Genomic DNA, 23,074 nt, shown 5'->3' with positions numbered 1-23,074 from the left:
GGTGCCGATGACCACTGCCCTTTTATTATAGAGGGTTGGTGGTTATTTTTCTATCCACTATCTTATTTGACGCTTACAGTCCTCCGCCCAATAACGGCCCAAGTCCTCCTCATTTTCAATATCCGGGTAAAATTCAAAGCAATCCAGATTTTGCGTCAGATTGATAATATCTGCCACACTGGAGGTATGCGCCCCCGTATGGAGCACTGCCTCAAATTTTTCAAGTTCCCCTTGATCGAGTTCCGAGAGCAGGCAGGCCAGATGGTTAAGCTCGTCCAGATTTTCATATTCACCCAGATAGTCATAGAGCCCCAGCACATCGCCGTCAAAGCTGGTAATAAAAAATTCCTCATACCGTATGCCGTCCACGCCGATATGTTTCAGCAGCGTCTGCACCTCCTGGGGGCTGGTGGGAAATTCCAGTGTTTCTCCCACCAGCTCCCCCTCGTTGTATTTGCCGAGGTTGGTAATGTAAGCCTCAAACAAGGATGCCATCAGCGTTTGCCCTGGCCCTTGACGGTCAAAATGCCCTCAAGGGTGGTGGCGGTAATCCCCAGCCGCTGGGCCACGGCAATATCATTTTTCATGGCCTCGGTCATGCTGTGGCCGCATACCACCAGCACCCGGGAGCGGCGGAGCAGGTCACGGCCAATGTCAATGCCGCTTTTATGCTCCTCGGGTACTGCGTCATTGAGGAACAGCGGCAGATAGAGGGCGGGGCAGATCGGTGCAAAGCCCGCCTCATATACGGCCCGGCAATACTGGGCCGCCAGTTCTGCGTTTTCACTGTCGCCGCCAAACCATGCGGCGGTAATGTATGCAAGGGGTCGTTTCATAAGTAAAAACCTCCGTTCTATAATAAAATCGTTCAACCCTAACCCCCCGCCCTTTCCCAATCATGGGAAAGGGGGCGGCTCTGGAGGATATACCCCCCGCCGCTTGGCCGGAGATAGCACAGCCGGGGCAGGCCGTAAAGGGCAAGCCGCCGCAAGCGGCGGGGCCGTTGGCCCCCTTGACGGCCCGCTCCCGACTGCGCTTTTTTATCCCCGGCGACGGGGGATATATACCACCAGAGCCATCGCAGAGGGGCGGAGCCCCTCGGGACAAAATGTCTCGAAGTGGTTACTTGTCTTTTTCCATTTTCTTCGGGGCCTTTGCCAGCTCGGGCGGCTGTTTCTGTTTCCACTCGTCCAGCAGGCCGATGATCTGCTCTTTCATTTTGGCCGGAGTAACCTCCTTGCCGAAATACTTTTCCAGTTCAGCGGTTGAAATAATCACGCCTCGATCCTCCTTTTTCTTTTCTGATAAGATACCGTCAATCACATCGCCGTTGAGCTTGCCCTCCTGATCCAGCTCCCGGAGCTTTTTCGCCTGGGCCACCGAGGGGGACGCCTGCTCCCCGTCAATGGAAACGGCGATCAGCCTCTGGTTTTTGGGCTTGATATAGGAGAGCTCCACGGCGGGCATAAAGCCCATCTTTTTATCGTCCACCTTGTCCAGCAGTTCCGGCACAAGGGAGTTGAGCCGCAGATAGCGCATGACTTTTTTATAGTTCATGTCATGGGCCTCGCCCACGATCTCCACGGAACGCTTGCCAATGTCGCCCTCGGCAACATTTTTCAGCCGCCCGCCCTGGTGCTTGATGTCCTCCACTTCCAAATCCAGCAGGGCGGCCAGTTCGCTGGGGAGCGTCTGATCCCGCTGTTTGTTGCTGTCTTTCATGGCCTGGACAGCCTCGTGGTCGCTCATATCCCGGACGATAAAGGGCATTTCCAAAAGCCCGGCCAGTTCACTGCCCCGGCAGCGGCGGTGGCCCGCCACAATCTCATAGCCGTTTCCGTCCTTTTCCGGGCGGGCAAGGCCCGGCACCATCACGCCGTTTGCCTTAATGGATGCCACTGTTTCCTGCATTTTGGCATCGTCCCGCACCTTAAACGGATGGGGCCGGAATGTATGGAACGGATGCATCTCGGAAAGTTTCAGATACATGAGCTTGCCTTCCTCCACCGGACGGGGAGGGGCGGCTGGCCCAGGCGGAGCCTGCTCCGGGGCGGCGGCCTCCTTTTCGGGAGCCGTTTTCCCAGCCTTTGGGGGAGTTTTGGCGTCCGGGGCTTTCCCGTCACTTCGGGACACTTTGTCTCGCTTGGACGGCTGGGCCTCGCCGGGGGCCGCCTTGTCAGCCTTGGGCGGGCGGCCCTTGCGGGGCTTTGCCGCCTCCTTGCCAGCGGGCTCCGTTTTATCCTCCTTCGGGGAACGGCTACGGCGGGGCTTTTTCTGTTCGCCAGCGGCGGGCTGTTCCGCCTCACCGGGAGTCTGCTCCTTTGCGGGGGCATCCCCGGCTTTCTCTACCTCAGCCTGGGCCGCCTTTCGCTTTTCGCCCATGAGCTCATTGATCTGCTCAAAGGACACTACCACATCGCCGGGATCGGGCTTTGCGGGCCCGGCCTGTTCCTGCTGAGGTGTGGGAGCGGCGGCCTGTTCGGGAGCCAGGGCCTGGGGCTGGCCAGCCGTTACAGCCTCGGGAGCCTCCGGGATTTTTTTCTCACCGGGGCCCGTGTTCAATTTGTCATCTGCCATTCATTAACCTCCTTTTCGTTAAAATTGCACAAATTTCAGGCTTAAATTTCTGTAATTATTTTTTGCCTCCTTCCCATCTATCCACGCAAAAAAGCCGCCCGGTTTTGATGGCCGGACGGCCTTTCAGCGTAATGTGATAGATCAAATATTATTTTTGTTGTTGGTAGGCTCCGAAAAGCCTTGTATTTGCGGTTTTCCTAATTTATATGGCCCTTATGGCCGCCATCAACAACCTGAAAGTGGACAAAGCAGCAAAGATGCCCGTAAATCCGGTCATTTACGATTATTACGTCCGTAAATGTGCCGGCAAGAAAAAGATCGTTGCTGTCGGTGCTGTCATGCACAAAATCTGTAACACTATCTTCGCCATGCTCCGGGATAATAAGCCCTTTGAGCTCATCACACCGGAAGAACACTGTCAGCGTTATGCAGCAGAACACCAAGGATCTGTGAGCACCGCTGCCTGATGGGGATCGGAACCCTATTTTAAAAATCCCATAATAATGGGTTTATTAATGTTACCCTTTTTTACATCAGTTGCTTGAAAAAAACTTTTTAAACATTTTTCATTTTACCTATTGACATTTCTTAGCTGGACTATCAAAAAGGAACGTTTCATCTTCCTCCTCCCTTTCTCCTGCCTAGAGCGTGTTTGAAACATGCTCTGAATTTCTAAGTTTCAATTGTTAAACAAACTCCGCTCCAGCCTGAGCCACTATTGGGGATCCGATCTATCACGCAATGAATAGGTCGAAATCGACTCTTTCAAATATCTCAAGCTTTCCCCCTCTTGTTGCATTACAGATTCTGATTCCATGCAAATCTGCATATTGTTTCGCCGCCTTATAGCCATCCATGATCGCGTCAATTCCTGCAAATATTCCGGCCTCTTCTGAAAGCGCCATCCCCTTTTCATCCTCCATCCGCTGTATCAGATGGTTATGATCTCTCACATTATTTCTCGTTACGCTGCCATCCGAATGTTTCTCTATAGAAAAAGAACAGTCCATTCCCAGAAGATAGATTTCTTTAAACCCCATATAAACCGCTAACTGCAGCATCATATAGGCAATCGTTCCTGACGAATATACCTGCCTGCTGCAGTCATCGCTGAACAAAGGAAGACTTATCTTTCCGTCGCTCCCCCTGACATCCTTCACATAATACAAATTTCTGATATCTTCACAGTCCCGGTATGCAAACCCCTCGCTCATGATATTTGTAAAAAATGCTTCACAGTTCGATGTCATCCATTCCACATCTTCCTTCTCAGACATCATCTTTTTGCAAAAAGTCTCATCCCACGCACAGTGAAAGGTGGGCCTCCAGGCCGTATGTTCATACAGCGCGTATATCGAATTGCAGGCAAACGTAATCTCACCCTTCAATTTTTCCAAATCTTCTATGGTAAGGCTTGGCCCGTTCCCGATTACAAAACACCGTTTTCCCTTATACAGGGCCCGATATGTTTTCAGCTTTTCTGTATACGTCTTCCAGTGTACCGTATCCTCATAACATTCATAAATCGTGTCTTTCGTCTCATATGTCACGAGGCGCTCTTTGGGAACACCGGAATTTTTCAGTTCTCTCATCATCTCGTCCCTGTATATATATGAAGAAATGATATAATATGCCTCTTCTTTCCCTGCTTCCCGGTAAGAAATCACCCTTTTCCCATTGATCGGATTCCGTTTACTGTTTTTGTCAACATAACCATCCCATGCAATGTTGTGCTTATCGAAATACATTCCGAAAATTCTGCCGTATTTCCCTGCCCCTACAATATAGGTTTTAGTCAGGGGAAATGATTTTGCCATATCGACAAATGCATTTATATCCATATAAAAAATATTCCCTTCAGCCCTTCATAGTTCGTTTCCCGATTCAGTCAGTCCATTGTTTTCTGTATGCATCGTCTGTTTTTCTCCCCGCTGCTTTCATGGGCTGCATGCGCCTTTTACGATCTCGCACACCATATAATCCGACTTTTCCTGCTGTTCCAGCTCCGAAATCCAGGCCTGATCCATTGTTTTCGTGATAAAATCATACTCCTTATGCCGGCCCGGCTGCCCGTTCAGCAGCCAGTATACAAAATTCCCCAGTCCATACCTCTGATAATATCTGACCTGGAATTCCGTAATTCCACACCGTTTGGCCATTGTCTCAAAGCTCCCTCCTGACAGCACCCATGGATGCTGCGTGCTGAACAGGAAGCTCTCGTACGCGTTTCCCAATACCTCCCGCATGACCGGCGCATCCGTCGGCGTTCCTATGAATGCCCTGCCTCCGTATGACAGCAGAGCGTATGCCTCCTCTAAAAACTTCTGAGGTTCTTCCACGTGTTCAATCACATCAAATGATACAATCACATCCACCTTATTCCGGTATTCCTTTAATGCCTCCTGTGCATACCCAAATACCGTATATCCTCTTCCTTTCATGGCCCCACGGTACGTCTCTGACGGTTCAACCGCAATTACTGTATCTGCAACTGCCTGAATATAATCCAGAAATGCCCCTGCGCCGCAGCCGATGTCCGCCACGGTCTTTCCCCTGAAAATTTCAGTTCCCGTGTACCGGAACTTTTCCAGACTCTCTCCGTCATGCAGCCTGTAAAATTCGTTCACATCAGACGTTCCTTCCAATTCGTTCCTGTATGCTTCACTCTGATAATACTGCCTGCTGTCCCGCTCCCTGCTATCATGCCAGATTGTGCCACACTTTTCGCACCGGAACATTTTCACCTTTTTGTCTGTATAGTTTCCCACTCTCCCATCCCGGATCTTTCCCTCATAGGCAACCATCACATCTTCGCAGCCGCATAATTTACATCTCATCGCTATTCCCTCATATTATCTTATTTTCCCTGTTTTCGCGGAACCGCATAAAGGATCGTATCTCCCGCCGAATTTTTATAATGTCTTAATTTCATATCGTACGGGCAATCTAACGACTTGATAAAATCAGACAATACGAATAAATCATCCTGCAGATGATAGGCGCATATCGCCAGCCCCGGATGATATATCTCAATCGTTTTTCTGGCTCCCTCCAGGCATCTCCTCTCAGCGCCTTCGATATCCAGCTTGATGAAATCCAGCCTCTCCAAATCAAGATCATCGATCCGTTTTGTTACAACACATTCCGTCCCCTGTTCAGCGACTCTTCCGGACAGGCCCGAATCGGAAAGTACCATCCCGCTTCCTGTCGAATCCCACAGCGCAGAGTGAGATACAAAGAGCTGATGCGGATAAAACAAAGCTTTTTTATCCTCTAACAAACGACAGTTGGCGCGGTCTGCCTCAAAACAGTATATATACAGCCTCGCCCGGCCGCCCCATGCTTCAGCAAAGTCTTCTGCCGTATCCCCGTCATATGCCCCTCCGTCAATCAGATAGAAATCGCCATCCGCCGGGGCAGCTCCCCATATATCCTCATCCGTATAGACGCTCCCGCTGCTCTTTATCTCATCCAGATAGCTTCGTTCCCTGGTCAGCCGGTAATTTAAAATGCCGCGCAGTGTTTTCCTGGAACACGTATCAGCCAGCTCTTTGCATAATTCTTCAAAGCGGGACAAATTGCCTCTGATATATTCCTCTTCTGAAGAAATATATATCCTGTTAGTTGTTTCCCATGCCATAGACAGCAAAAGATTATACATATGCTCCCCCAGCCGGGGATCATAAGCGATGATTTGCCGCTGAATTTCTTCCTGCCACATGGAAGCAATGCATATCGCCGCCTCCGGATACAGCCGGATCGCGGCTTCAAAGGATAATACGTCCAGATCGTTATGTGTCTTCCCCTGTTTCCGTTCTGAATTATCACAATAACACCGGGGAATGATCCCGTGTTTTCTTAAGACATCAACCGTCCAGTCACCGCTTCCGCCAGCGCCAAAGACGATCACATCCTCTGCCCTTTTCAGTTTCCCAATCATGCATGTATCAACGATTTCCTTTTTTGCATGTTTAAAATCAAGATTCATCTTTCTGCCCTCAAATATATTCCACATGCCCGGATATCATCTGCGCAAATTCCAAATCTTCCATGGTATCAATATCCACAGACTCAATCTCCCCCACTTCCTGTATAAACGGGCGAAAGCCGATACGCCTCCCATGCTTTTCCCATAACTGCCGGCTGAAAATAAAGAATGCGCTTGTTTCCACAAAAATGGGATCCATATCCTGCGTCCGGGGGACATTTTCGATATCATAATTCATCGGTTTCCCCTGATACCAGGCAAACGTCTGTATTCTCTTTGCGGAAAACGCAGAATCATATTCGCCGCTCAGCACATGATCCAGCGCATTTTTTAATGTCTCACGCTTCGTAAACGGCGATGTCGTACACAGAGCGATATAAATATCTGCCTGCACGTCATTTAAGAAAGCCGTGTATGTGTCTCTGGCCCGGATCTCATTTCCGTCCAGCCATTTCTCCCTCTGTAAAAACTTCACGCCTGACGGAATATACTGACGCACGTTTTCATCGCTGCAGTAAATATATACATCGTCAATGCCGTCTACCTGCAGCGCCGTATTAAGGATATGGTAGCACAGCGGCCTGCCTCCTATGGGCTGAATATTTTTGTGCGGAACGCGTTCGCTGTTTAACTTCACTGTCGCAAATGCAGCCACCCTCATCCTGTCTCCTCCAATGCCTTCTTAATCCTCTTCATATGTTCCATATAGTCCATGTCGCCGTAAAACAGCGCTGCCGTCCCCAGGACAAAGCTCTCCACTCCTTTTTTGCTCAGGCGGCAGATCCGCTCCAGGTTGCATGCCCCGTCCATTCCGATGGAAAACCGGTATACATCCTTTAGTTTTAAAAGCTGTTCGATCTTGTTTTCTGCATACGGGAGATAGAGCTGTCCCGCCTGCCCCGGATTCACTCCCATCACCAGAACCCGGTCTACCACATTTAACAGCTCCCGGATGTATCCCACGGATGTACCGGGATTGATCACGATCCCTGCCTCTAATCCCAGTTCGCCGATTTTCTGCAGCGTCGTAATCGCATGGTATTCGGATTCCGGGTGGATGTAGATGATATCAACGCCGCAGTCAGCAAACAGTTCAATATACCGCATGGGATTTTCTATCATCAGATGGACTTCTGTCTTCAGCCTGGTGATCCTGCATATATGCCGGATATCCTGCATCCCCATCCCAAAATACGGGACATAGTTTCCGTCCATCACATCCATATGCAGGATGTCCGAACCCGCTTTTTCCAGTAATTCAACCTCTCTGTCCAGATTTCCATAATCGGCGCACATCATGGACGGGCATAAATTAATTTTCATCATGTTCTCTTATTAATCCGGTCATCCATTCTGCAAACGCCCCTGTCTGTCCGTCCCTTCCTCAATCTTGCCGCGACCATATCGGTCAATGTGGCATCTGTCATCATCTCGCCCGGAAGCAGGATCACCGCCATCCCCGGATGAACCGGTATGCCATCGCATTCCCCAAAGCCTTTCAATATGGAAATGCATTCGATCTGCTCTCCGCTGTTTTTATAGAAACACCGGTCCTGCATCCTGCAGATTTCATAGTTCTCTTCCTGTATCCATTCCCCGGGCTTGCAGGGAAGCGTTACAGGAGCCCTGTCAAGATGTATACTCTCAAGGGCTTTCGGAATATGTAATTCCCGTGTTTTTCCCAGCTCATCCACCCTGTTGTAATCATAAAACCGGTATGTAAAATCACTCCCGTACTCGATTTCATATGCAAGGCTGCCTGCTGTCAGCGCATGCAGCGTTCCCGCCTCTACACAGACATAATCGCCCTTCCTCACAGGCAGACGCGCAGCGGCACGCTCCATTCTTCCGCTGTCCACCGCCGTCTCAAGCTCTTCTCCGGAACCGCACGTACATCCCGCGTAGATCCACCCGTCTGCGGGCTCTTCCAGAAAAATATAGGACTCGGTTTTCCCTCTCGTTTCATGTTCCAGTCTCTCTGCCGTCGGTGCGTCCGGGTGTACCTGTATGCTTAAGTTCTCCCTGGCGTCAACCAGCGCAATCGTAAGCGGGAATTGCCCGTACTCCTCCATCCCCCAGTTTCGTTTCTCGATTGGAAATATCTGTTCCAGTGTAGCGCCGGCATGAGCTCCGTTCAGCACCCTGTTTGAAAGCCCCTTATGCCCGTTCAGCAAGTAAAGATGTCCTGTTTTTACAGCGTCTGTTCCGGCATGGTCCCTCTCTGCAAATGTGTTTAACCGGTTCCCGCCCCAGACGGTCTCGTGTATTACGGCCTCCAAAATTATCATCTATCTGACTCCATAACCATACTTATTTTGAATTTCTCTGAGATCGATCAGTTGTTTTAACATTCCTTCCAGCATGTTTAAATGCAGCATACAGCTTCCGTCGCACTTCGCCCTGTCCGGATCATCGTGGACTTCCATAAATATCCCATCTGCCGCCCCGGTTGCCATCGCGGCCCTGGCAAGATACGGCACATACTCCCTCTTTCCGCTGTTGCCATGATCTGCGCCCCCGCCGGATATCTGCACACTGTGCGTCGCGTCAAACACAACCGGATAGCCGAAACGTTTCATGCGGACCAGCCCCGTCATATCTACAACCAGATGATTGTATCCAAAGCTGCTCCCTCTCTCGCATAACATAAGGTTTCTGTTTCCACAGTCCTCAAACTTATGGATGACATTCCCCATTTCCTCCGGGCTTAAGAACTGCGCCTTCTTTATATTTATGATTTTCCCTGTCTCTGCCGCTGCCTTTATTAAATCGGTCTGCCTGCACAAAAACGCCGGGATTTGTATCACATCAGCAGCCTCCGCAATGATTTCAGCCTGCCATGGCTCATGGATATCGGTTGCAACCCGGACCCCCAGCTCCTGTCTGGCCTTTTTTAAAATCCGGACTCCTTCCGTTATTCCTGGGCCCCTGTATTTCGCCGCCGAAGTCCGGTTCGCTTTATCCCATGACACTTTAAAACAATACTCAATCTGCAGTTTCCGGCATATGTTTGATATCTCCTCTGCGAGATACATGACGTTTTTTTCAGATTCCAGCGCGCACGGCCCCGCTATCAGAAAAAAACGATCCTCTTTTACGAACTGATCCATCATCCGTTTCGTCCCTTTCACTGTTATGATTCCTAATCCTGCAGCAGGTCATCCAGATTTACCCGTTCAAAGACCTCCAGATACCCGCCCCTGGTTGCATTGTAAATTTTGATTCCCTTTTGCTCCGCATACTCTTTTATCTTTTGATAGGAATTTACAACCGCCTCTGACGCCGTCACATATCTCGTCAAATCAAAGGTTGTCCCGTAAACATTCGCCTCTTCTTCTTTTGGTTCATTAAAATGTCTGAATCCCGTTTTCGCATAGGAGCAGTCACATCCCAATAAATAAATCTCATCAAATCCTTCATACATCGCTAACTGCAGGCTGACAGCCGTTACTGAACCGCTGTTATACGCATACTCTGAAAAATCATCGGATATCAATCCCCGTTCCCATGAGCTCTTTGTAAATATTGAGTGATAGATATAGAATTCCTCTGTCAGGCTGTCATAATCAAAATCGATGCTTGCATCGGCTATGAACTTCTCCTTCACGTCCATTTTCCGGATTTCTGATCCGAGATGGTTCATAACATCCACATCTACTACCACATATTGATCCGGCCTCCATCCGGTCTTGTCAAACCCCTTAAAAATGGTATTAACGCCGATACAAAATTCACGGTGCTGTTTCAGTTTTTCCAGATCATCTACCGTCAGGCTCGGGCCTGTGGCCACAATAAAGCATCTCTTCCCCTTATACCTGTCCTTCATTTCTGCAATCCCCGGATTTTTGTACTCAGGTATAAACCGTTTCCAGTCATATATATCTTTTGTTTTCCACCCATGGATCCGGCTGTCACACTCATCCTCGCGGATCGTCTCCAAGATGGTTGTATCCGCATCAATCTCGTCCAGTTTTTTCACTGTAATAAACGGAAACATTCTGCCAAACGATTCCTTGCGCTTTTCGGACAGAGCGCGGCTGAAGATCAGGCCGACACATTCATGCCCGGAATGATGTAAATATTCATACATCAACACACTGTATAGTGTATGCCCGTAGACGGCTGCCTTTGTCTCCTCTGTCTTTAAGCTGTCCAGGTACTTCCTGGCGCGCTTCCATCCATATCCGATCAGCTCCGGCGGACATTCATTGTACTCAAAAAAGAATATATCTTCCTTATCTAACATTTCAACAATGGATTGCCCCATCGATAATGAAACCAGGATTGCATAGTCTGAATAATGCGCTTTATAATATGCAAAGTCAATAACCGGTCTGTCATAAAAGGTCTTTCCGGCCTTTTGGGGGTCTGAATCAATGAATGCCACAATCCTGTCGGATCCGAAAATTTCCGCTGCGATATGCCCGCGGTCTCCGGCTCCCCACACAACAAATTTTACCATCTGTTTTCCCTCTCTGTCATCTCCTCCGAACGGTTACGATACTCCCGCTCCGCCTGTCTCGCCCGGCGGTAAAAGGTTCCGCGCGAAAAACCGCACAGTTTTGCCGCCTCCTCCACACTGATCTCCCTGGAAGCCCACCGCCTGTACACAGGATAAAAATTGTCCGGCGTCGGCAGGGGGCTGCGGCCAAACCTCGTCCCCTCCCGTTTCGCCCGCTCGATCCCCTCACGCTGTCTGCGCCTGCGCGCGCTTTTCTCTGCCTCTGACACATAGTCCAGCAGATCCAGCACGATATCCGCGATCAGGCTCCCGTACTGCAGCTTTCCGCGCCTGGTGTCAATCAGGGGCGTCTCCAGGATGGAAATATCGATCCCTTTTTCCTTTGTCAGCAGCCCCCACTCTCTCCGGATCGCCGGGTACGTGTCCCCAAGCGCGCTTAAGTTCCGGATATACAGCAGATCTCCCGGCTTCAGCCGGTTCAGAAGCTTTATGTATTTCGGCTGCCCTGCAGCCTCTTCTGTTTCCACATCCGCAAAAATATGATCCTCCGCCACCTGCATTTCGCGCATGACAGCCGTCTGCTCCCTTCTGTCCGCGCTGCCCGGAACGATCCGGCAGTATGCGTAGACCTCTCCCATATCCTGCACCCCCATGATTCTTTCTCCACAGTCCGCACAACCGGAAATTGTTTCACAATACCTGTATTTTGAAAACAGGCATACGTGATCCAGTTATGTATACGTTTCTTTATAGGGGATTTCCGGATTGGATTCCGTCAGAATTCACAAAAGATACGCTTATTTTTCTTGATTTTCAGCCGACAATAGTATAAAATAGACATGTTTTAGAAAAGAAGAAGGAATTCAAAAACGTATACATTTTTGAATTCCTTAAATTAACACTACATAATTCCCATGTCCGAATGCAAACACCGCCTGTTTTCCTTCTTTGGACATTTCTTCTATATGAGATACCTGAAAAAAAGACTGCTGGCAGCAGCCTTTTTTCATCATAAATCTTCCTTATATTCCTCAATCACACAGGCATGGCCTTTTTTCCCGTCATAACTGATCTCTACTAAAAGTTTTCATCAAAAGATAAATATCCCGGGTGCAATAGCAGTGTACGCACATCAGTCTATATCAAACCTCCTGCAAAGCCTTTCCACTTCCTCTTCTGTAAAACCAAAAAAACCGATTTGCAGAATACAGATTTGTCAAAATTTGAACTCTTTCGTCCTCCTGCCTCCGTCCATATCCGTATTCTAACCAGTTTCACTATTCTTTTCAAGTATTGCCTGTGGGAGAGCTGACATTTAGTTACTGTTCACACGCCAGCCAATACGAGGTGTTTGTTGTGAGCGAAGCGCAATAAAAGCCACAGACAGCGGGCCCCCAGGCCAAACCTGAGGGCAGCAGGCGCAAAATGGACAATTTAGCCATTTATTTCCATCAAACCATCATAGAATTGAACAGCGAAGGCTCCGGTATCGTCTGGCCGTCTTCCAGGGCCGTTTCTATCCACAGCTCCTTTGCCGTTTCTATCTCTTTTAACGCTTTTTCTTTTGTTTCGCCATGTGCCATGCATCCTGGCAGTTCCGGAATGCTTACAACGAAAATCTCGTCAACCGGATCGTATTGAATAAAAACGGAATATTCTGACATTAACAACTGCCTCCTTATAAGCCATACCTTATAATAATCCTTCTCAATTGCCTGACCTGATAGCCTTTTGCCTTTGAGCCATCATTTTGTATTGTCATTCGCTCATTTATCTCTTCATGATAATATGATATATGAGAGCCCTTCTGTCCTTTTAACGTAAATCCAAGGGCAGTGATAAGAGTCTGGAAATCAGTAAAGCGTATATTATTATCACAGTTTCCACTCATAACCATATCATATGTTTGTTTCGCCACGCCGATTCCCCTCTCTTCTGAGCTGAATTTATTATACCAAACTATAACTTTTTTTACAATCCCCTCTCCAATCTACCGTCAGGTTCTCCCTCCGGCTGTATCAAGGATCTCCCTCCTGTACATAAAACAGGCCCCGCGCAGACCATGGGATATTCCCTGTGGCGCTGCATAAAGCAGACCATCTCCTCTATCGTCGCGGGCATGTAGAGATCGTCATCCGAAGTCCATGTCAGATACTGCCCGCCCGAGGCTGCAAAGCCCCTTGTTTAAGGAAGCCGGCAGCTTTCGGTTCGTCTCATTGCGTATCACCCGGATCCTGGGATCCGCCTCCTCAAAACGGCAGGCTAATTCTACTGTTTTGCCTGTGGAGCCGTCGTCCACGATAAACAACTCCCAGTCCCGGAATGACTGGCCGATGATGCTGTCAACCGATTCTTCTATTACCATACGTCGGCGAAACATAAGCTTTATTAAAATAATCATGTACCAGAATCACTCCGCCTTCTGCCATTTTGGGATAAAAAAAGCGCAGTCCCCCGATAGCCGGCTCATACAGATCCATGTCCAGGTTCACAAATGCAAAGGTATCGCCGATTCCTGTTGCTGTTTCCGGGAACCGGCCGATTTTTACGATGATATTTTCCCGATTTGGCATCTTTGACAGCGTATCCTCCACATTCACATGTTTTAAATAGCCCTCCCAATCAATATCTTCTTCCCGCAAAAGGCAAATCCGTAAGTCCTGATCCGTTCCTGTTCAATTCCTTTCGACAGAAGCGCCGTCTTATATCGCTTTTCTTCTATCTGATTAAGAGCCGCCTCCACAGTATCCTTAAGGCTTTTTTCCTTTCCCGGCCGGAATACCTTAAACTCCATGATTATCCCTGCATCCGTATCCCTGTTTAACGGCTCCAGCATCACATCATACCGCCCAAAACCGCTCTCCCTGTTCGATGTCAGAATATAGCGGCCAGACAGTTCTGTCATGAGTTCCAATACAAAGCCATGGTAAAAACGCTCCGGCTCCTCCTGGGATGAGGCCTTTCCGGTATCAAAATAGCTGAACGCCGCCATGGCCACCCGGTTCATATAATCATTCATCGCATCAATATCATCCAAAAGCAGGGCCTTAATAAAGCCATTATATGCTTCTTCAACTCCGGAAAACCAGTCCCGGATCATCGCCTCAAATATGATCCGCACTTCTTTATTCGTCAATGCCAGTTCATAATACGCGCGTCCTGACTGTTCGGAAAATTCTACGTTCACGACTTTTAAATACCCGCCGGCTAACAGCAGGCTCCACACTGCATTCCGTTTTCCCTTCAGCTCGCTGTATACAATTTCCTCGTCAATTTCTGCCACCAGCGTTTTTCCGCAGAGAAGCCGTTCCATCGCCTGTTTGATGTCCTTATCCCCTTCACGGATCAGCTTTCCTGCTAAGCTGTTTGAACTGGAATTCGCCCAATAGGCCCTTGGCTTTCCTGTGCTTAAATAGTTAATAACAGACCAGGGATTGTACATATCTGTCCGCTTTCCAAACGTGAAACCGTCATACCAGAGCTTTACTTCCTGTTTCTTTGCCGGCCATCCATACTCATCAAGGGCGTCAAATACCTCTTTTTCCGTAAATCCAAAGCAGTCCGCATATGCTTCCGACGTTGTGGTAATCACTCTTAAATGATTCAAATCAGAAAATATCGATTCCCTGCTCACCCGGGTAATGCCTGTCATAATGGCCCGCTCCAGATAAGGATTGGTCTTAAATGCCGCATTTAACAAACTCCTCATAAATGAAGCCAGCTCATCCCAGAAGCCGTTCACAAAGGCTTCCTGCATCGGCGTATCATATTCGTCCAGCAGAATGATGACCTTTTTCCCATAATAACGGGACAGATAGCCCGATAATTGATGGATGGCCATGGTCGCGGCAGTCTCATCCATATCCACATCCACCGAATCAAAAAACGCCGCTCCTTATCATCCAGATCTCCGTCATGCAAAAGAAAACGGTTCGCAGAATACAGATTCGTCAAAATCTGATTGATCCTGCGGACTGCCGCGCCGCAGCTTCTTTCTTTTACATTCGCAAACGATAAACTGATGACCGGGTACGTTCCCTGAAGCTTCCTGTATGCCTCATCTTTCTTTGTTTGCCTGCCTTGTGTTCTTCAGATAATTTTCAAGCAATACATTATTCGCCCAATACAGGGCATCATAAAAATGTCCCCTAGAATACGCCTAACTCGGCTACGCTTTCTTCTGTTTGCTGCCTTTTAATCTCATTTGCAACTGATTCAAACGTCCGGTACCTGACACAGGTATCATAAATCTCTCTTGTATACTCTTCGGTGACACAAACTATAATATAATCATAATCATTTTTCGCTGCGGCCTCCTGTGATTTATGCACTCTTTTCCAGTGAAAGAATCCTTACTTCTTTTGCTCTCGATAAATCCGAGAATATCATTTGCTTTTACTTCATTTATCTTTAAATAAGCAGATGTTATTTTCCCGGTTTCCGCATATGTAAACATTCATTTACCATTTACCTAAATACTACTTCCTATTCAACGTTTAATTTTTCAATGCATCTATTAATTGAGGATTGTTGTCTATATTAATTTCTCCATCAAGAAACAAATCAACTATATTGTCATTATATACCTCATAAATTAATTTCAGATGCTCTGGCCTCCAATCTCTGTCCAGGAAAAGTTTTCCGTTCTTTTTTTGGGGATGCCCTGTTAAAATTTCTCCTGTCTGTAATTTTGACAGCAGCTTAAAAACATCCTCCGACGCCTGGACAACCGCTTTACATGATACCTCATGCATACAGTCTCCATATTGTAATTGCGGAACAGACTGATGCACGATACCGCCTGCATCAATTCGGCTTGTTATATAATGAAAGGTGGTTCCTACATAATTGGGTTCCAGAAAATAAAATGGCCAAAACATAGTTGCAGAACCTTTATACCACGGCGATAATCCCCCATGAAGGTTAAATGCATTCCCATTAACCAACTTTAGTATATTTTCATGAATCAAGCCAGGGCCGTATGAAATAATCATATCGGCTCTGACCTCCTTAATAAACGATTCCACTAAATGTCCATTTAAATCTGCCTCATCAACTTCAATAAAAGGGACATTCTTTTTTAAATGCTTCATATCAATGCTTCCAAAATATTTTTTTTCCATTTCATCCCTTAATTGAAAATGATGGATAAATAACTTTTTCAAACCATACTTCAGACCTATTGGCGGTTCAAATACCATATTTTCCCGCTTTTGTATAACCAAGCCTTTTAACATCCCTGTTTCAGCAATTTTCTCAACAAAATATTTATGCCTGGGATGTGAGCCTGAAATTATTACAATTCTCATCATCTGCCCCTCCGTTTATAAGATTATCTTTTCTTCCTTTAATTTATTTACGATCGGAATCAACCCGCGCACAGGTATTCCAATTATATTACTAATGTCAATTAAGTCATTCGTTCCATCAGCATATGCAATGAAGTCGCACATGGGGACTACTGTATCATAACTCCCCTTTTGGCTAACAGTCGGATATAAGCCGCGTTTCCCTAATTGTGGCTCACATAATATAGCCGTTTTATAATTCCCGTTATTTTCAAGGGCGCATATAACCTCTGCCATCACCTCATAACTCCCCTGAAACCCTGAGGGGCTTATCATCCCTATATCGTCAGCAGATGTATGATACTCCGGATATTCTGCAAATTTTGTGCGGGAATAACATACTACGGGGAGCCCAACCCCTGGCGCACAATACTGCCGTTCATCAGAACCCCGTTTTAAGTATGAATAGGCTGTATAGGGGCCGCGAAAATGAAGGACATTTTTTAAAACTTTATCGGCTAATGTATTAGCATACGGGGATTCTACAATAGCATAACCCCTGTCATCTCCGACACATGTAAGGTTGAACCCCGCTACCATATGCTTTTTTAAATGCTGCAAATTTTTGTTGGCGCTCAAATACACGATTGCCCCTATTGTTTCGGGTATAAATATAAAACGGTATGTATACCTCCTATCCTTGAGCTGGGACACATATTTTATTAGCTGGGCTGCTAAAGCCGGGCCGGAACACTCATTATTTGCCATAGAAGGGTGGCAAATATAAGTGGAAAAAAATATTTCTTCATTGCTTAATCCCGGTATTAATACTTCCCCATATGTCATGCTTCCGTTAATAAGCTCACTGTCAATAAACATATGGTATTTTCCTGGCTTCAAAGAGCGCTTTTGGGCTTCGCTCATACAGAACCCATATCTTTCTTTATAATATGAAGTTACATAAGGTATTACATTTGGCTGATCAGGCTGCGTATAAATATATTGGAATAATTCTTCCAACTCGACCCAACGGTCTACCGGAGCTGCGTATCCAAGCACATGTAAGTTATTATTTTTAAAATCTATGACATGGTTTCCATTGCTGTCTTCTATATATGCGCTGCGTATTACCCATTCCTTTGGGACAGTCCAGTCAAAAGCTTTTGTTCCTGACGCAACCTCATAAATAATCATTTCAGCGTTAGCCTGTTCTATGAATTCTGCAAGTATAGCCAATGTTTGTCGTACGCCTTCTCCTGTAATGCTACGACATATGGGAAATAACTTTTCTGCTAGCTGATATATCTCTTTTCCAGTATCTTTCCTCATATACTCCTCTCAAGCTCTAAATACTGCCTTCTATTCAATAAATCATACTACAACATACTAAAATCCATGTTATTACGTAGTAACCTATAATACCATGAGTCTACCCACTTTCCTCCAGTCCAGTGTGTTTCCTTATGTGTTGCCTCATGGGTAAATCCCAGCGCCTCAAACATTTCTTTTTTCTTATTATCCGTTTCATATATCTCCGCCCAAAGACGATGAAGGTTTAGTTCTTCAAAACTATATCGGATCATTATCTGTGCTGCATCAACAGCATACATATTATCGATATAAAGCCCATCTTTTCCAATATAAACAGAAAAATCTGCGCTCCTGTTAATCCAGTCAATATAGCAAAGCCCACATGCTCCTAACAGTTCTTCCTGTGACAAATCAATAATTGAAAACATCTGCGTGTGCTCATCTTGTATTACTTTCTGTTCAAACCACATTTTTTGGTTCTTCATACTTAATTCTCTGTACTCACGAAAAAATTTCCGATATTCCGGTTGATTTCTCCATTCTAAGAGCTTATTTAAATCAGATTCCTCTACGGCCCGTAAGCCTACTACATTTCCTTTCAACATATGGTTTACCCCAATTCATTTAATCTGATATAATCTCCTTTTTCCTTTCTGACTTTTAATATCTTTCCAATAATATCATGTTTCATGTATGGAAAGACGGCGTCTTCAGGCGCTGGCCTTAATTCCTCTATCAAATTCTCTGTTATTTTAGTCCCTTCCGAAAGATTCTCCTTAACACGGACAGCCCTCCTTTGTAATATCACTGTCTCCTTTTCATTTTCCTCTACTTTCTTGATTCCCGTCCCAAGAGCCTTTTCAAGCTCACGCGCCCTTTCAACCATCTCTTTCCATGTATCAGGATTCATAGAAAACATATGATCCGGGCCGTTCTGGGTATTATCCAATGTAAAGTGTTTTTCAATCACACGCGCACCCAAAGCTATAGCCCCAAGAACAGTTGAATGCCCTGGCGTATGGTCAGAAAGCCCTAATACCATATGGGGATATCGAATTGCATACGTTTTCAGAACATTTAAATTGATATATTTGAAATTTTCCTGTTTACCTGTATAATTCGTATTACACTGCATGAGTACAATGTTTGGATTGCACTGACATATTGCCTGGACTGCTGCTTCAACCTCCCACATTTCAGACGCCCCTGTTGCAAGTAACACTGGTTTATTCAAGCATGCAATATAATTTATAAACGCCAGCCATGTAATATCGCCAGAGCCGATTTTATATGCAGGTACATACTGATCCAGTTCTTCGATCGCATCATAATCGTAGGGAGCACTCATAAAATCAATATTGGCCTTTCTGGCAGTCAAGGCCAGTTCCCTGTTCCATTCTCTGTGAAATTCGGCCTCCCTGTAAGTTTCGTAAACACTTTTTTGCCATTTAGCCTGGTGGCCCAACTGCTTGCCAAGATGCCGGAACCCATAATCACTTACAATTTTTTCTGCAATAAAATGTTGGAATTTCACGGCATTGGCGCCAGCTTCTTTAGCCGTCCATATTAACTCTTTTGCTGTCTCCAAATTTCCATTGTGATTTGCTGCAATATCCGCAATAAAATAAGTTGGGGTATTTATACTGATCTCTTTTTCTCCAATGGTTATAGATGGATTGTATTCCATATCATGCATTCCTTTCCAAATATTCTTTCTTTATACTTGCTAATGTTTCCTCCAAATCCGGAAGCTTAATCCCTAACAGTTTTTCAATCTTTCTTGTGTCAAGTCCCAGGGAATCCCCCCTCTGTATGCCCTTGAGATTCTTTACACTGCCAATCTGGCTGGCAGGCTTATAACCAAACAGGAGCTCCGCCAGCCTATTAACAAATTGTTCTTTGCTGGATACAGTGGAAGAGGCAAGATTATAAACACCTCTGGGTCTTAAATTAAGAAGTTTCTTTAAGACTTTTGAAAAATCACTTGTATGCATTGAAGATGTATAAAAATCATTAAAAAGTATAAATTCCTCATTCCCTTTTATTTTTTCAATTACCCATTCGATAAATGTCGGTTTTATCTGCCTGCCCCGGAACCCGACAATATTAGTTCTGAGGATCAATGTATTTTCATATGCTAAAGCCATATATTCCCCAGCATATTTTGTACGTGCATACTCATTAACTAATACCACCGGATCTGTTTCCATATGTTTCTTCTTTCCGTCCCCGGTATAAAAATGATCCGTTGAAATATGTATAAGATAACTGTTATTTCTTCGGCATATATTAGCAAGGACACCTGGAAGCCTTGTATTAGAAATATACGCTTTCCCGGGATCTGTTTCACATATATTCAAGTCAACAAGCGCTGCTGCATTAATTACAATCTCGGGCCTCAATGATGAAATACAATCTGTTAATCTCATATCATCTGACAAATCAAACTGATAATCTGCTCCCTGGAGATCAACGCCCGTTACTTCATAATCGCATAATTCCTTCCTAAGGGACTGCCCCAGCATACCGTTTGACCCCAATAAAAGAATCCTCATTTAGTCCAGCTCCTTCAGAGTTTTTTTCAAAATCTCCGCCTGCTTTTCTGCGTCAGTAAAATCCCAGTAATTTGTTTTAAACTGCAGCATTCTGGGCTGAAGTTTTTCCGCTATAGGGCATATTCCCTTTTCGTACCGTTTGGGGTTATAGATATTAAACGGTTCTTTAAAAAATACTTCCCTTCCCTGTAATGCCATATCTCTGAACATAGGTTCAAGATAAGTCAATTGCCATGCGCTATATATTCCATCCCCTCCGTTTTCAATAAACTTATCCCTGAACCTGTTCCATCCTATTTTTTTTGTATCAAGCTGGACTGCTAATGTCCAATATGAATTTTCAAAACCGTCAGGTATATATTGCGGAATCAGCCACGAATACTTCTCTATTTCAGTACGGAACATATTAGCTACTTCTATTCTTCTCTGAACAAGTTCTTCACAGTGTTCAAGCTGTCCCAAAATTACTGCGGAACAAATTTCCGGCATTCTGTAATTCCAGCCCATAGAACAATGTCTTTCATAATCAGGATTTTGGATATCTTTCTTTGTTATTTTCCCTTTCATAGCGCCTACCCCAGCATAACCAAGGCTGGAAAATCTACGGACTTTATTGGCATATTCTTCGTTATTTGTAATAATCATCCCCCCTTCTCCGCTGGTCAAATGCTTTGAACTCTGGAAACTGAAACTTGCCATGTCTGATAAGGTGCCTGCGATATTTCCGTCAATCTTTCCCATAAAACATTCTGCGTTATCTTCAATAACTGCTAAATGATATTCCTTTGCAATTTTATTTATTTCCACAGCATCACATGGAAGGCCATATAATGAAACTGGTATGATTGCCCTGGTTCTGTCTGTAACACAATTTCTAATAGCATCCGGCGAAATATTAAACGTTCTTTCATCAACATCTGCAAAAATGGGAACTGCGTTATTCTGTAAAACTCCAAATGCTGTAGATGACATAGTAAGAGGCGGTACTATCACCTCATCTCCCGCTTCAACACCAGCAGCAGCTATTGCAGAATGTAATGTAGCTGTACCATTTACATGGCTAATTGCATATCTGGCCCCAAATAATTCTGCGAATTTCTGCTCAACGCGGGTCATCATCATACTTCCTTTGGAACTTCTGAAGTCCGTATCTAAAACCTCGGACACATACTTTTTTTCACTTTCCCCTATTCTTTTAATCAGGCTTTTCATTTTCTACTTCCTTTCTATGCATAAATCATCTTTAATTGATTTTAAATATCCTTCATTTCGGATTGTCTTATTATTTATCTTTAAAAGATCCGGATGCTTTTTAAGTAAATCAAGAATATCCGCCATATGAAAAATCCTTTCAGGGCTATATAAATAGTCATATACCTGTTGAATGAATACCCAATCCTCCGGCTTATCAAGCGTCCACCTCAAGTGGGATAAATCGAGGGCATGCTTTTTATTATATAAATTAAATTTTCTGCTGTTTTTCCATATATATGGAGTCACATGCTCCCTTTCTGAAGGCAAACTCGCTTCCTCCCATGCTTTTTCCAGAGAGCAGAAATTAAATACCTCTATATCAATTCCCTCCGGATATGTTGGTTCAATTGTATTTGACAGGTAATCATATCCTCCAGCAATAAAGTCATCAATAAAATTATCTAAAATTAAAGGATCCTTAAATGGATCATCAGCAGTGATTCTGCAAATAATATCTGCCTGTAATAATTTCGCAGCCTGATAAAATCTGTCAAGTACATCTGATTCAGATCCTCTATAAACCGCCACATTATATTTTTTTACAATACGTTCAATGATGTCATCCTCTTGATTCTGAGTTGTTGCTACGCATATCTTTTGTACTTTTTTCGCCCCGCTTACTCTCAAAATGATATGCTCTAATATAGTTTTACCAAATATTTTCAACATACATTTCCCAGGCAGTCTTGTGGATGCCGACCGCACCTGTATAATCGCAACTACATTCATTTATTCTCCCCTTCCATTCCCTTAATATAAACTTTTTATGCTTCTACTATGAAACGTTCCAAAATTGGGGGAAAAGAATTGTTTTATCCGATACGTCGATAGTATCTTTCAGTTCCCTTATACATTCTTTTGGTATCTCCACGGAATGGAACGTTTGGACATACTCTACCATTTGGGCATTTGTTTCTACTCCAAATACAATATAATCAATTTCCTCCTCCTGTTTTACAAAGCCCAGTGCAGAGGAAAACCGGTCCAAACCATATTTTGAGATTATTTTATCAATTGCCTTTAGATACGGCAGTGCTTTTTGCAAACATTCTGGTATATCCTCATTTTTCATAAGCAGCAGCCCCTGAAGAAATACACTTCTTGCTGCAATTGTCATACCAGCCTTCTTTGCATCACGCAAGAATCCGCTTTTAGCTGCCCTCTGATCTAAAATGCTAAACGGCATCTGAACATAATCAAAGTATCTTCTCTCAAGTGCGGCATACCCCTCTTCAATATTATATATTGAAATTCCAATATGGTCAGTGAAGCCCTCTTCTTTTAGCCTGCGCAAGGCATCTACAATTTTATCATTATAGACATCTTCCGCCCTGTGAAGCAGGTAGGCGCTTAACTTATTTGCTCCCAAACGGCACATAGAGCCCTGTATTTCTTTTTTTATGACGGTATATGTATCTTTCCCCTCATTTTGTACAGCATTTGGACGAAGCTTTGATATCAGTTTAAATCCAGCAGTTTTATCCCTTGCGGCTTTAAAATATCTTCCTAACAGCAGTTCTGACCCGCCATATCCAGGCGCAGTGTCGATCGCCTTAATATTATTACTCAAACTTCCCACATTAAAAATGGGATTTGCTCCTTGAAAAATCAATACTTTAGCTCACAAAATAGCGCTCAG

26 protein-coding genes and 1 pseudogene are annotated in these 23,074 nt (G+C 45.1%); 1 reads left to right on the top strand and 26 read right to left on the bottom strand.

The genetic code is table 11. The features are described 5' to 3' along the window. Positions 1 to 57: 57 nt before the first annotated feature. The 3 genes from NFS31_RS23360 to NFS31_RS23350 all read right to left on the bottom strand — a co-directional run bounded on the left by NFS31_RS23360 (position 58) and on the right by NFS31_RS23350 (position 2,577). Positions 58 to 495: an antirestriction protein ArdA gene (locus NFS31_RS23360; RefSeq protein ID WP_331482843.1), complete on the bottom strand. Its 438-nt coding sequence runs from the start codon at positions 493 to 495 to the stop codon at positions 58 to 60. After that, the gene (locus tag NFS31_RS23355) at positions 495 to 836 is read right to left on the bottom strand and encodes a DUF7768 domain-containing protein (RefSeq protein ID WP_118021158.1); all 342 of its coding nucleotides are present in this window, start codon (positions 834 to 836) and stop codon (positions 495 to 497) included. Before NFS31_RS23355 ends, NFS31_RS23360 begins: the two co-directional genes overlap by 1 nt. Before the next feature lie 286 nt (positions 837 to 1,122). Then, positions 1,123 to 2,577: a ParB/RepB/Spo0J family partition protein gene (locus NFS31_RS23350; RefSeq protein ID WP_160567659.1), complete on the bottom strand. Its 1,455-nt coding sequence runs from the start codon at positions 2,575 to 2,577 to the stop codon at positions 1,123 to 1,125. 215 nt (positions 2,578 to 2,792) lie between these two features. Here NFS31_RS23350 and NFS31_RS23345 point away from each other — a divergent pair. Continuing rightward, positions 2,793 to 3,044: pseudogene (locus NFS31_RS23345) on the top strand (IS110 family RNA-guided transposase); the annotation flags it as partial. 267 nt (positions 3,045 to 3,311) lie between these two features. Here NFS31_RS23345 and NFS31_RS23340 read toward each other — a convergent pair. The 23 genes from NFS31_RS23340 to NFS31_RS23235 form a co-directional block, all read right to left on the bottom strand. Further along, the gene (locus NFS31_RS23340) at positions 3,312 to 4,418 is read right to left on the bottom strand and encodes a 6-hydroxymethylpterin diphosphokinase MptE-like protein (protein WP_251500616.1); all 1,107 of its coding nucleotides are present in this window, start codon (positions 4,416 to 4,418) and stop codon (positions 3,312 to 3,314) included. Between the two features lie 96 nt (positions 4,419 to 4,514). Next, complete coding sequence (locus NFS31_RS23335; RefSeq protein ID WP_251500613.1) at positions 4,515 to 5,414, bottom strand: class I SAM-dependent methyltransferase; 900 nt, start codon at positions 5,412 to 5,414, stop codon at positions 4,515 to 4,517. Between the two features lie 20 nt (positions 5,415 to 5,434). After that, positions 5,435 to 6,565, bottom strand: a complete 1,131-nt coding sequence (locus NFS31_RS23330) for an FkbM family methyltransferase (RefSeq protein ID WP_251500609.1) — start codon at positions 6,563 to 6,565, stop codon at positions 5,435 to 5,437. Positions 6,566 to 6,575: 10 nt separating this feature from the next. Then, positions 6,576 to 7,226, bottom strand: a complete 651-nt coding sequence (locus tag NFS31_RS23325; protein WP_251500606.1) for an acylneuraminate cytidylyltransferase family protein — start codon at positions 7,224 to 7,226, stop codon at positions 6,576 to 6,578. Beyond that, positions 7,223 to 7,891, bottom strand: a complete 669-nt coding sequence (locus NFS31_RS23320; protein WP_331482841.1) for a ribulose-phosphate 3-epimerase — start codon at positions 7,889 to 7,891, stop codon at positions 7,223 to 7,225. The genes NFS31_RS23325 and NFS31_RS23320 overlap by 4 nt, the downstream gene beginning before the upstream one ends. Next, entirely contained in the window at positions 7,888 to 8,853 is a 966-nt protein-coding gene (locus tag NFS31_RS23315) for a type I phosphomannose isomerase catalytic subunit (protein ID WP_251500604.1), read from the bottom strand. The genes NFS31_RS23320 and NFS31_RS23315 overlap by 4 nt, the downstream gene beginning before the upstream one ends. After that, positions 8,854 to 9,696: a 3-deoxy-8-phosphooctulonate synthase gene (gene kdsA / locus NFS31_RS23310; RefSeq protein WP_251500601.1), complete on the bottom strand. Its 843-nt coding sequence runs from the start codon at positions 9,694 to 9,696 to the stop codon at positions 8,854 to 8,856. A gap of 11 nt (positions 9,697 to 9,707) precedes the next feature. Next, positions 9,708 to 11,027: a 6-hydroxymethylpterin diphosphokinase MptE-like protein gene (locus tag NFS31_RS23305; RefSeq protein ID WP_251500599.1), complete on the bottom strand. Its 1,320-nt coding sequence runs from the start codon at positions 11,025 to 11,027 to the stop codon at positions 9,708 to 9,710. Continuing rightward, complete coding sequence (locus NFS31_RS23300) at positions 11,021 to 11,680, bottom strand: recombinase family protein (RefSeq protein ID WP_251500596.1); 660 nt, start codon at positions 11,678 to 11,680, stop codon at positions 11,021 to 11,023. Before NFS31_RS23300 ends, NFS31_RS23305 begins: the two co-directional genes overlap by 7 nt. A 237-nt stretch (positions 11,681 to 11,917) precedes the next feature. Next, positions 11,918 to 12,040 (bottom strand): hypothetical protein, encoded by a 123-nt coding sequence (locus NFS31_RS26935; RefSeq protein ID WP_275563924.1) that lies wholly within the window; start codon positions 12,038 to 12,040, stop codon positions 11,918 to 11,920. Positions 12,041 to 12,478: 438 nt separating this feature from the next. Continuing rightward, on the bottom strand, positions 12,479 to 12,691 hold the full coding sequence (locus NFS31_RS23295) for a type II toxin-antitoxin system HicB family antitoxin (RefSeq protein WP_251500593.1): 213 nt from the start codon (positions 12,689 to 12,691) through the stop codon (positions 12,479 to 12,481). A gap of 14 nt (positions 12,692 to 12,705) precedes the next feature. Beyond that, complete coding sequence (locus NFS31_RS23290; protein ID WP_251500590.1) at positions 12,706 to 12,945, bottom strand: type II toxin-antitoxin system HicA family toxin; 240 nt, start codon at positions 12,943 to 12,945, stop codon at positions 12,706 to 12,708. A gap of 213 nt (positions 12,946 to 13,158) precedes the next feature. Continuing rightward, a complete protein-coding gene (locus NFS31_RS23285) occupies positions 13,159 to 13,392 on the bottom strand; it encodes a glycosyltransferase family 2 protein (RefSeq protein ID WP_251500587.1) in 234 nt (77 codons plus the stop codon). Beyond that, positions 13,370 to 13,600, bottom strand: coding sequence for a class I SAM-dependent methyltransferase (locus NFS31_RS23280; protein WP_251500586.1), 231 nt, complete (start codon positions 13,598 to 13,600; stop codon positions 13,370 to 13,372). The genes NFS31_RS23285 and NFS31_RS23280 overlap by 23 nt, the downstream gene beginning before the upstream one ends. A 32-nt stretch (positions 13,601 to 13,632) precedes the next feature. After that, complete coding sequence (locus tag NFS31_RS23275) at positions 13,633 to 14,889, bottom strand: PD-(D/E)XK nuclease domain-containing protein (protein WP_331482840.1); 1,257 nt, start codon at positions 14,887 to 14,889, stop codon at positions 13,633 to 13,635. Between the two features lie 634 nt (positions 14,890 to 15,523). Further along, positions 15,524 to 16,339 carry a formyltransferase family protein gene (locus NFS31_RS23270; RefSeq protein WP_251500583.1) on the bottom strand — a complete coding sequence of 272 codons (816 nt, stop codon included), beginning with the start codon at positions 16,337 to 16,339 and terminating at the stop codon, positions 15,524 to 15,526. A gap of 12 nt (positions 16,340 to 16,351) precedes the next feature. Further along, positions 16,352 to 17,644: a DUF4910 domain-containing protein gene (locus tag NFS31_RS23265; protein WP_251500580.1), complete on the bottom strand. Its 1,293-nt coding sequence runs from the start codon at positions 17,642 to 17,644 to the stop codon at positions 16,352 to 16,354. Between the two features lie 47 nt (positions 17,645 to 17,691). Beyond that, positions 17,692 to 18,231 carry a GNAT family N-acetyltransferase gene (locus tag NFS31_RS23260; RefSeq protein ID WP_251500577.1) on the bottom strand — a complete coding sequence of 180 codons (540 nt, stop codon included), beginning with the start codon at positions 18,229 to 18,231 and terminating at the stop codon, positions 17,692 to 17,694. 5 nt (positions 18,232 to 18,236) lie between these two features. Beyond that, entirely contained in the window at positions 18,237 to 19,313 is a 1,077-nt protein-coding gene (locus NFS31_RS23255) for an N-acetylneuraminate synthase family protein (RefSeq protein WP_251500574.1), read from the bottom strand. 1 nt (position 19,314) lies between these two features. Beyond that, positions 19,315 to 20,181, bottom strand: a complete 867-nt coding sequence (locus NFS31_RS23250) for an SDR family oxidoreductase (RefSeq protein WP_251500571.1) — start codon at positions 20,179 to 20,181, stop codon at positions 19,315 to 19,317. After that, complete coding sequence (locus NFS31_RS23245; protein WP_251500567.1) at positions 20,182 to 21,393, bottom strand: DegT/DnrJ/EryC1/StrS family aminotransferase; 1,212 nt, start codon at positions 21,391 to 21,393, stop codon at positions 20,182 to 20,184. Positions 21,394 to 21,396: 3 nt separating this feature from the next. Then, positions 21,397 to 22,164, bottom strand: coding sequence for a glycosyltransferase family protein (locus NFS31_RS23240; protein ID WP_251500564.1), 768 nt, complete (start codon positions 22,162 to 22,164; stop codon positions 21,397 to 21,399). A gap of 46 nt (positions 22,165 to 22,210) precedes the next feature. Beyond that, entirely contained in the window at positions 22,211 to 23,005 is a 795-nt protein-coding gene (locus tag NFS31_RS23235; RefSeq protein WP_251500561.1) for an aldo/keto reductase, read from the bottom strand. Between the last annotated feature and the right edge of the window lie 69 nt (positions 23,006 to 23,074).

It is taken from the genome of Otoolea muris, from assembly GCF_943193115.1.
GTDB lineage: Bacteria > Bacillota > Clostridia > Lachnospirales > Lachnospiraceae > Otoolea > Otoolea muris.
Note: the sequence above shows the minus strand (reverse complement) of the source record. Positions and strands in the feature narration are given on the sequence as shown.

Coding starts and splice junctions, on each gene's coding strand:
- NFS31_RS23360 (WP_331482843.1), bottom strand. CDS start 495: ATGGCATCCTTGTTTGAGGCTTACATTACCAACCTCGGCAAATACAAC.
- NFS31_RS23355 (WP_118021158.1), bottom strand. CDS start 836: ATGAAACGACCCCTTGCATACATTACCGCCGCATGGTTTGGCGGCGAC.
- NFS31_RS23350 (WP_160567659.1), bottom strand. CDS start 2,577: ATGGCAGATGACAAATTGAACACGGGCCCCGGTGAGAAAAAAATCCCG.
- NFS31_RS23340 (WP_251500616.1), bottom strand. CDS start 4,418: ATGGATATAAATGCATTTGTCGATATGGCAAAATCATTTCCCCTGACT.
- NFS31_RS23335 (WP_251500613.1), bottom strand. CDS start 5,414: ATGAGATGTAAATTATGCGGCTGCGAAGATGTGATGGTTGCCTATGAG.
- NFS31_RS23330 (WP_251500609.1), bottom strand. CDS start 6,565: ATGAATCTTGATTTTAAACATGCAAAAAAGGAAATCGTTGATACATGC.
- NFS31_RS23325 (WP_251500606.1), bottom strand. CDS start 7,226: ATGAGGGTGGCTGCATTTGCGACAGTGAAGTTAAACAGCGAACGCGTT.
- NFS31_RS23320 (WP_331482841.1), bottom strand. CDS start 7,891: ATGATGAAAATTAATTTATGCCCGTCCATGATGTGCGCCGATTATGGA.
- NFS31_RS23315 (WP_251500604.1), bottom strand. CDS start 8,853: ATGATAATTTTGGAGGCCGTAATACACGAGACCGTCTGGGGCGGGAAC.
- NFS31_RS23305 (WP_251500599.1), bottom strand. CDS start 11,027: ATGGTAAAATTTGTTGTGTGGGGAGCCGGAGACCGCGGGCATATCGCA.
- NFS31_RS23300 (WP_251500596.1), bottom strand. CDS start 11,680: ATGGGGGTGCAGGATATGGGAGAGGTCTACGCATACTGCCGGATCGTT.
- NFS31_RS26935 (WP_275563924.1), bottom strand. CDS start 12,040: ATGATGAAAAAAGGCTGCTGCCAGCAGTCTTTTTTTCAGGTATCTCAT.
- NFS31_RS23295 (WP_251500593.1), bottom strand. CDS start 12,691: ATGTCAGAATATTCCGTTTTTATTCAATACGATCCGGTTGACGAGATT.
- NFS31_RS23285 (WP_251500587.1), bottom strand. CDS start 13,392: ATGGTAATAGAAGAATCGGTTGACAGCATCATCGGCCAGTCATTCCGG.
- NFS31_RS23280 (WP_251500586.1), bottom strand. CDS start 13,600: ATGCCAAATCGGGAAAATATCATCGTAAAAATCGGCCGGTTCCCGGAA.
- NFS31_RS23275 (WP_331482840.1), bottom strand. CDS start 14,889: ATGGATGAGACTGCCGCGACCATGGCCATCCATCAATTATCGGGCTAT.
- NFS31_RS23270 (WP_251500583.1), bottom strand. CDS start 16,339: ATGATGAGAATTGTAATAATTTCAGGCTCACATCCCAGGCATAAATAT.
- NFS31_RS23265 (WP_251500580.1), bottom strand. CDS start 17,644: ATGAGGAAAGATACTGGAAAAGAGATATATCAGCTAGCAGAAAAGTTA.
- NFS31_RS23260 (WP_251500577.1), bottom strand. CDS start 18,231: ATGTTGAAAGGAAATGTAGTAGGCTTACGGGCCGTAGAGGAATCTGAT.
- NFS31_RS23255 (WP_251500574.1), bottom strand. CDS start 19,313: ATGGAATACAATCCATCTATAACCATTGGAGAAAAAGAGATCAGTATA.
- NFS31_RS23250 (WP_251500571.1), bottom strand. CDS start 20,181: ATGAGGATTCTTTTATTGGGGTCAAACGGTATGCTGGGGCAGTCCCTT.
- NFS31_RS23245 (WP_251500567.1), bottom strand. CDS start 21,393: ATGAAAAGCCTGATTAAAAGAATAGGGGAAAGTGAAAAAAAGTATGTG.
- NFS31_RS23240 (WP_251500564.1), bottom strand. CDS start 22,164: ATGAATGTAGTTGCGATTATACAGGTGCGGTCGGCATCCACAAGACTG.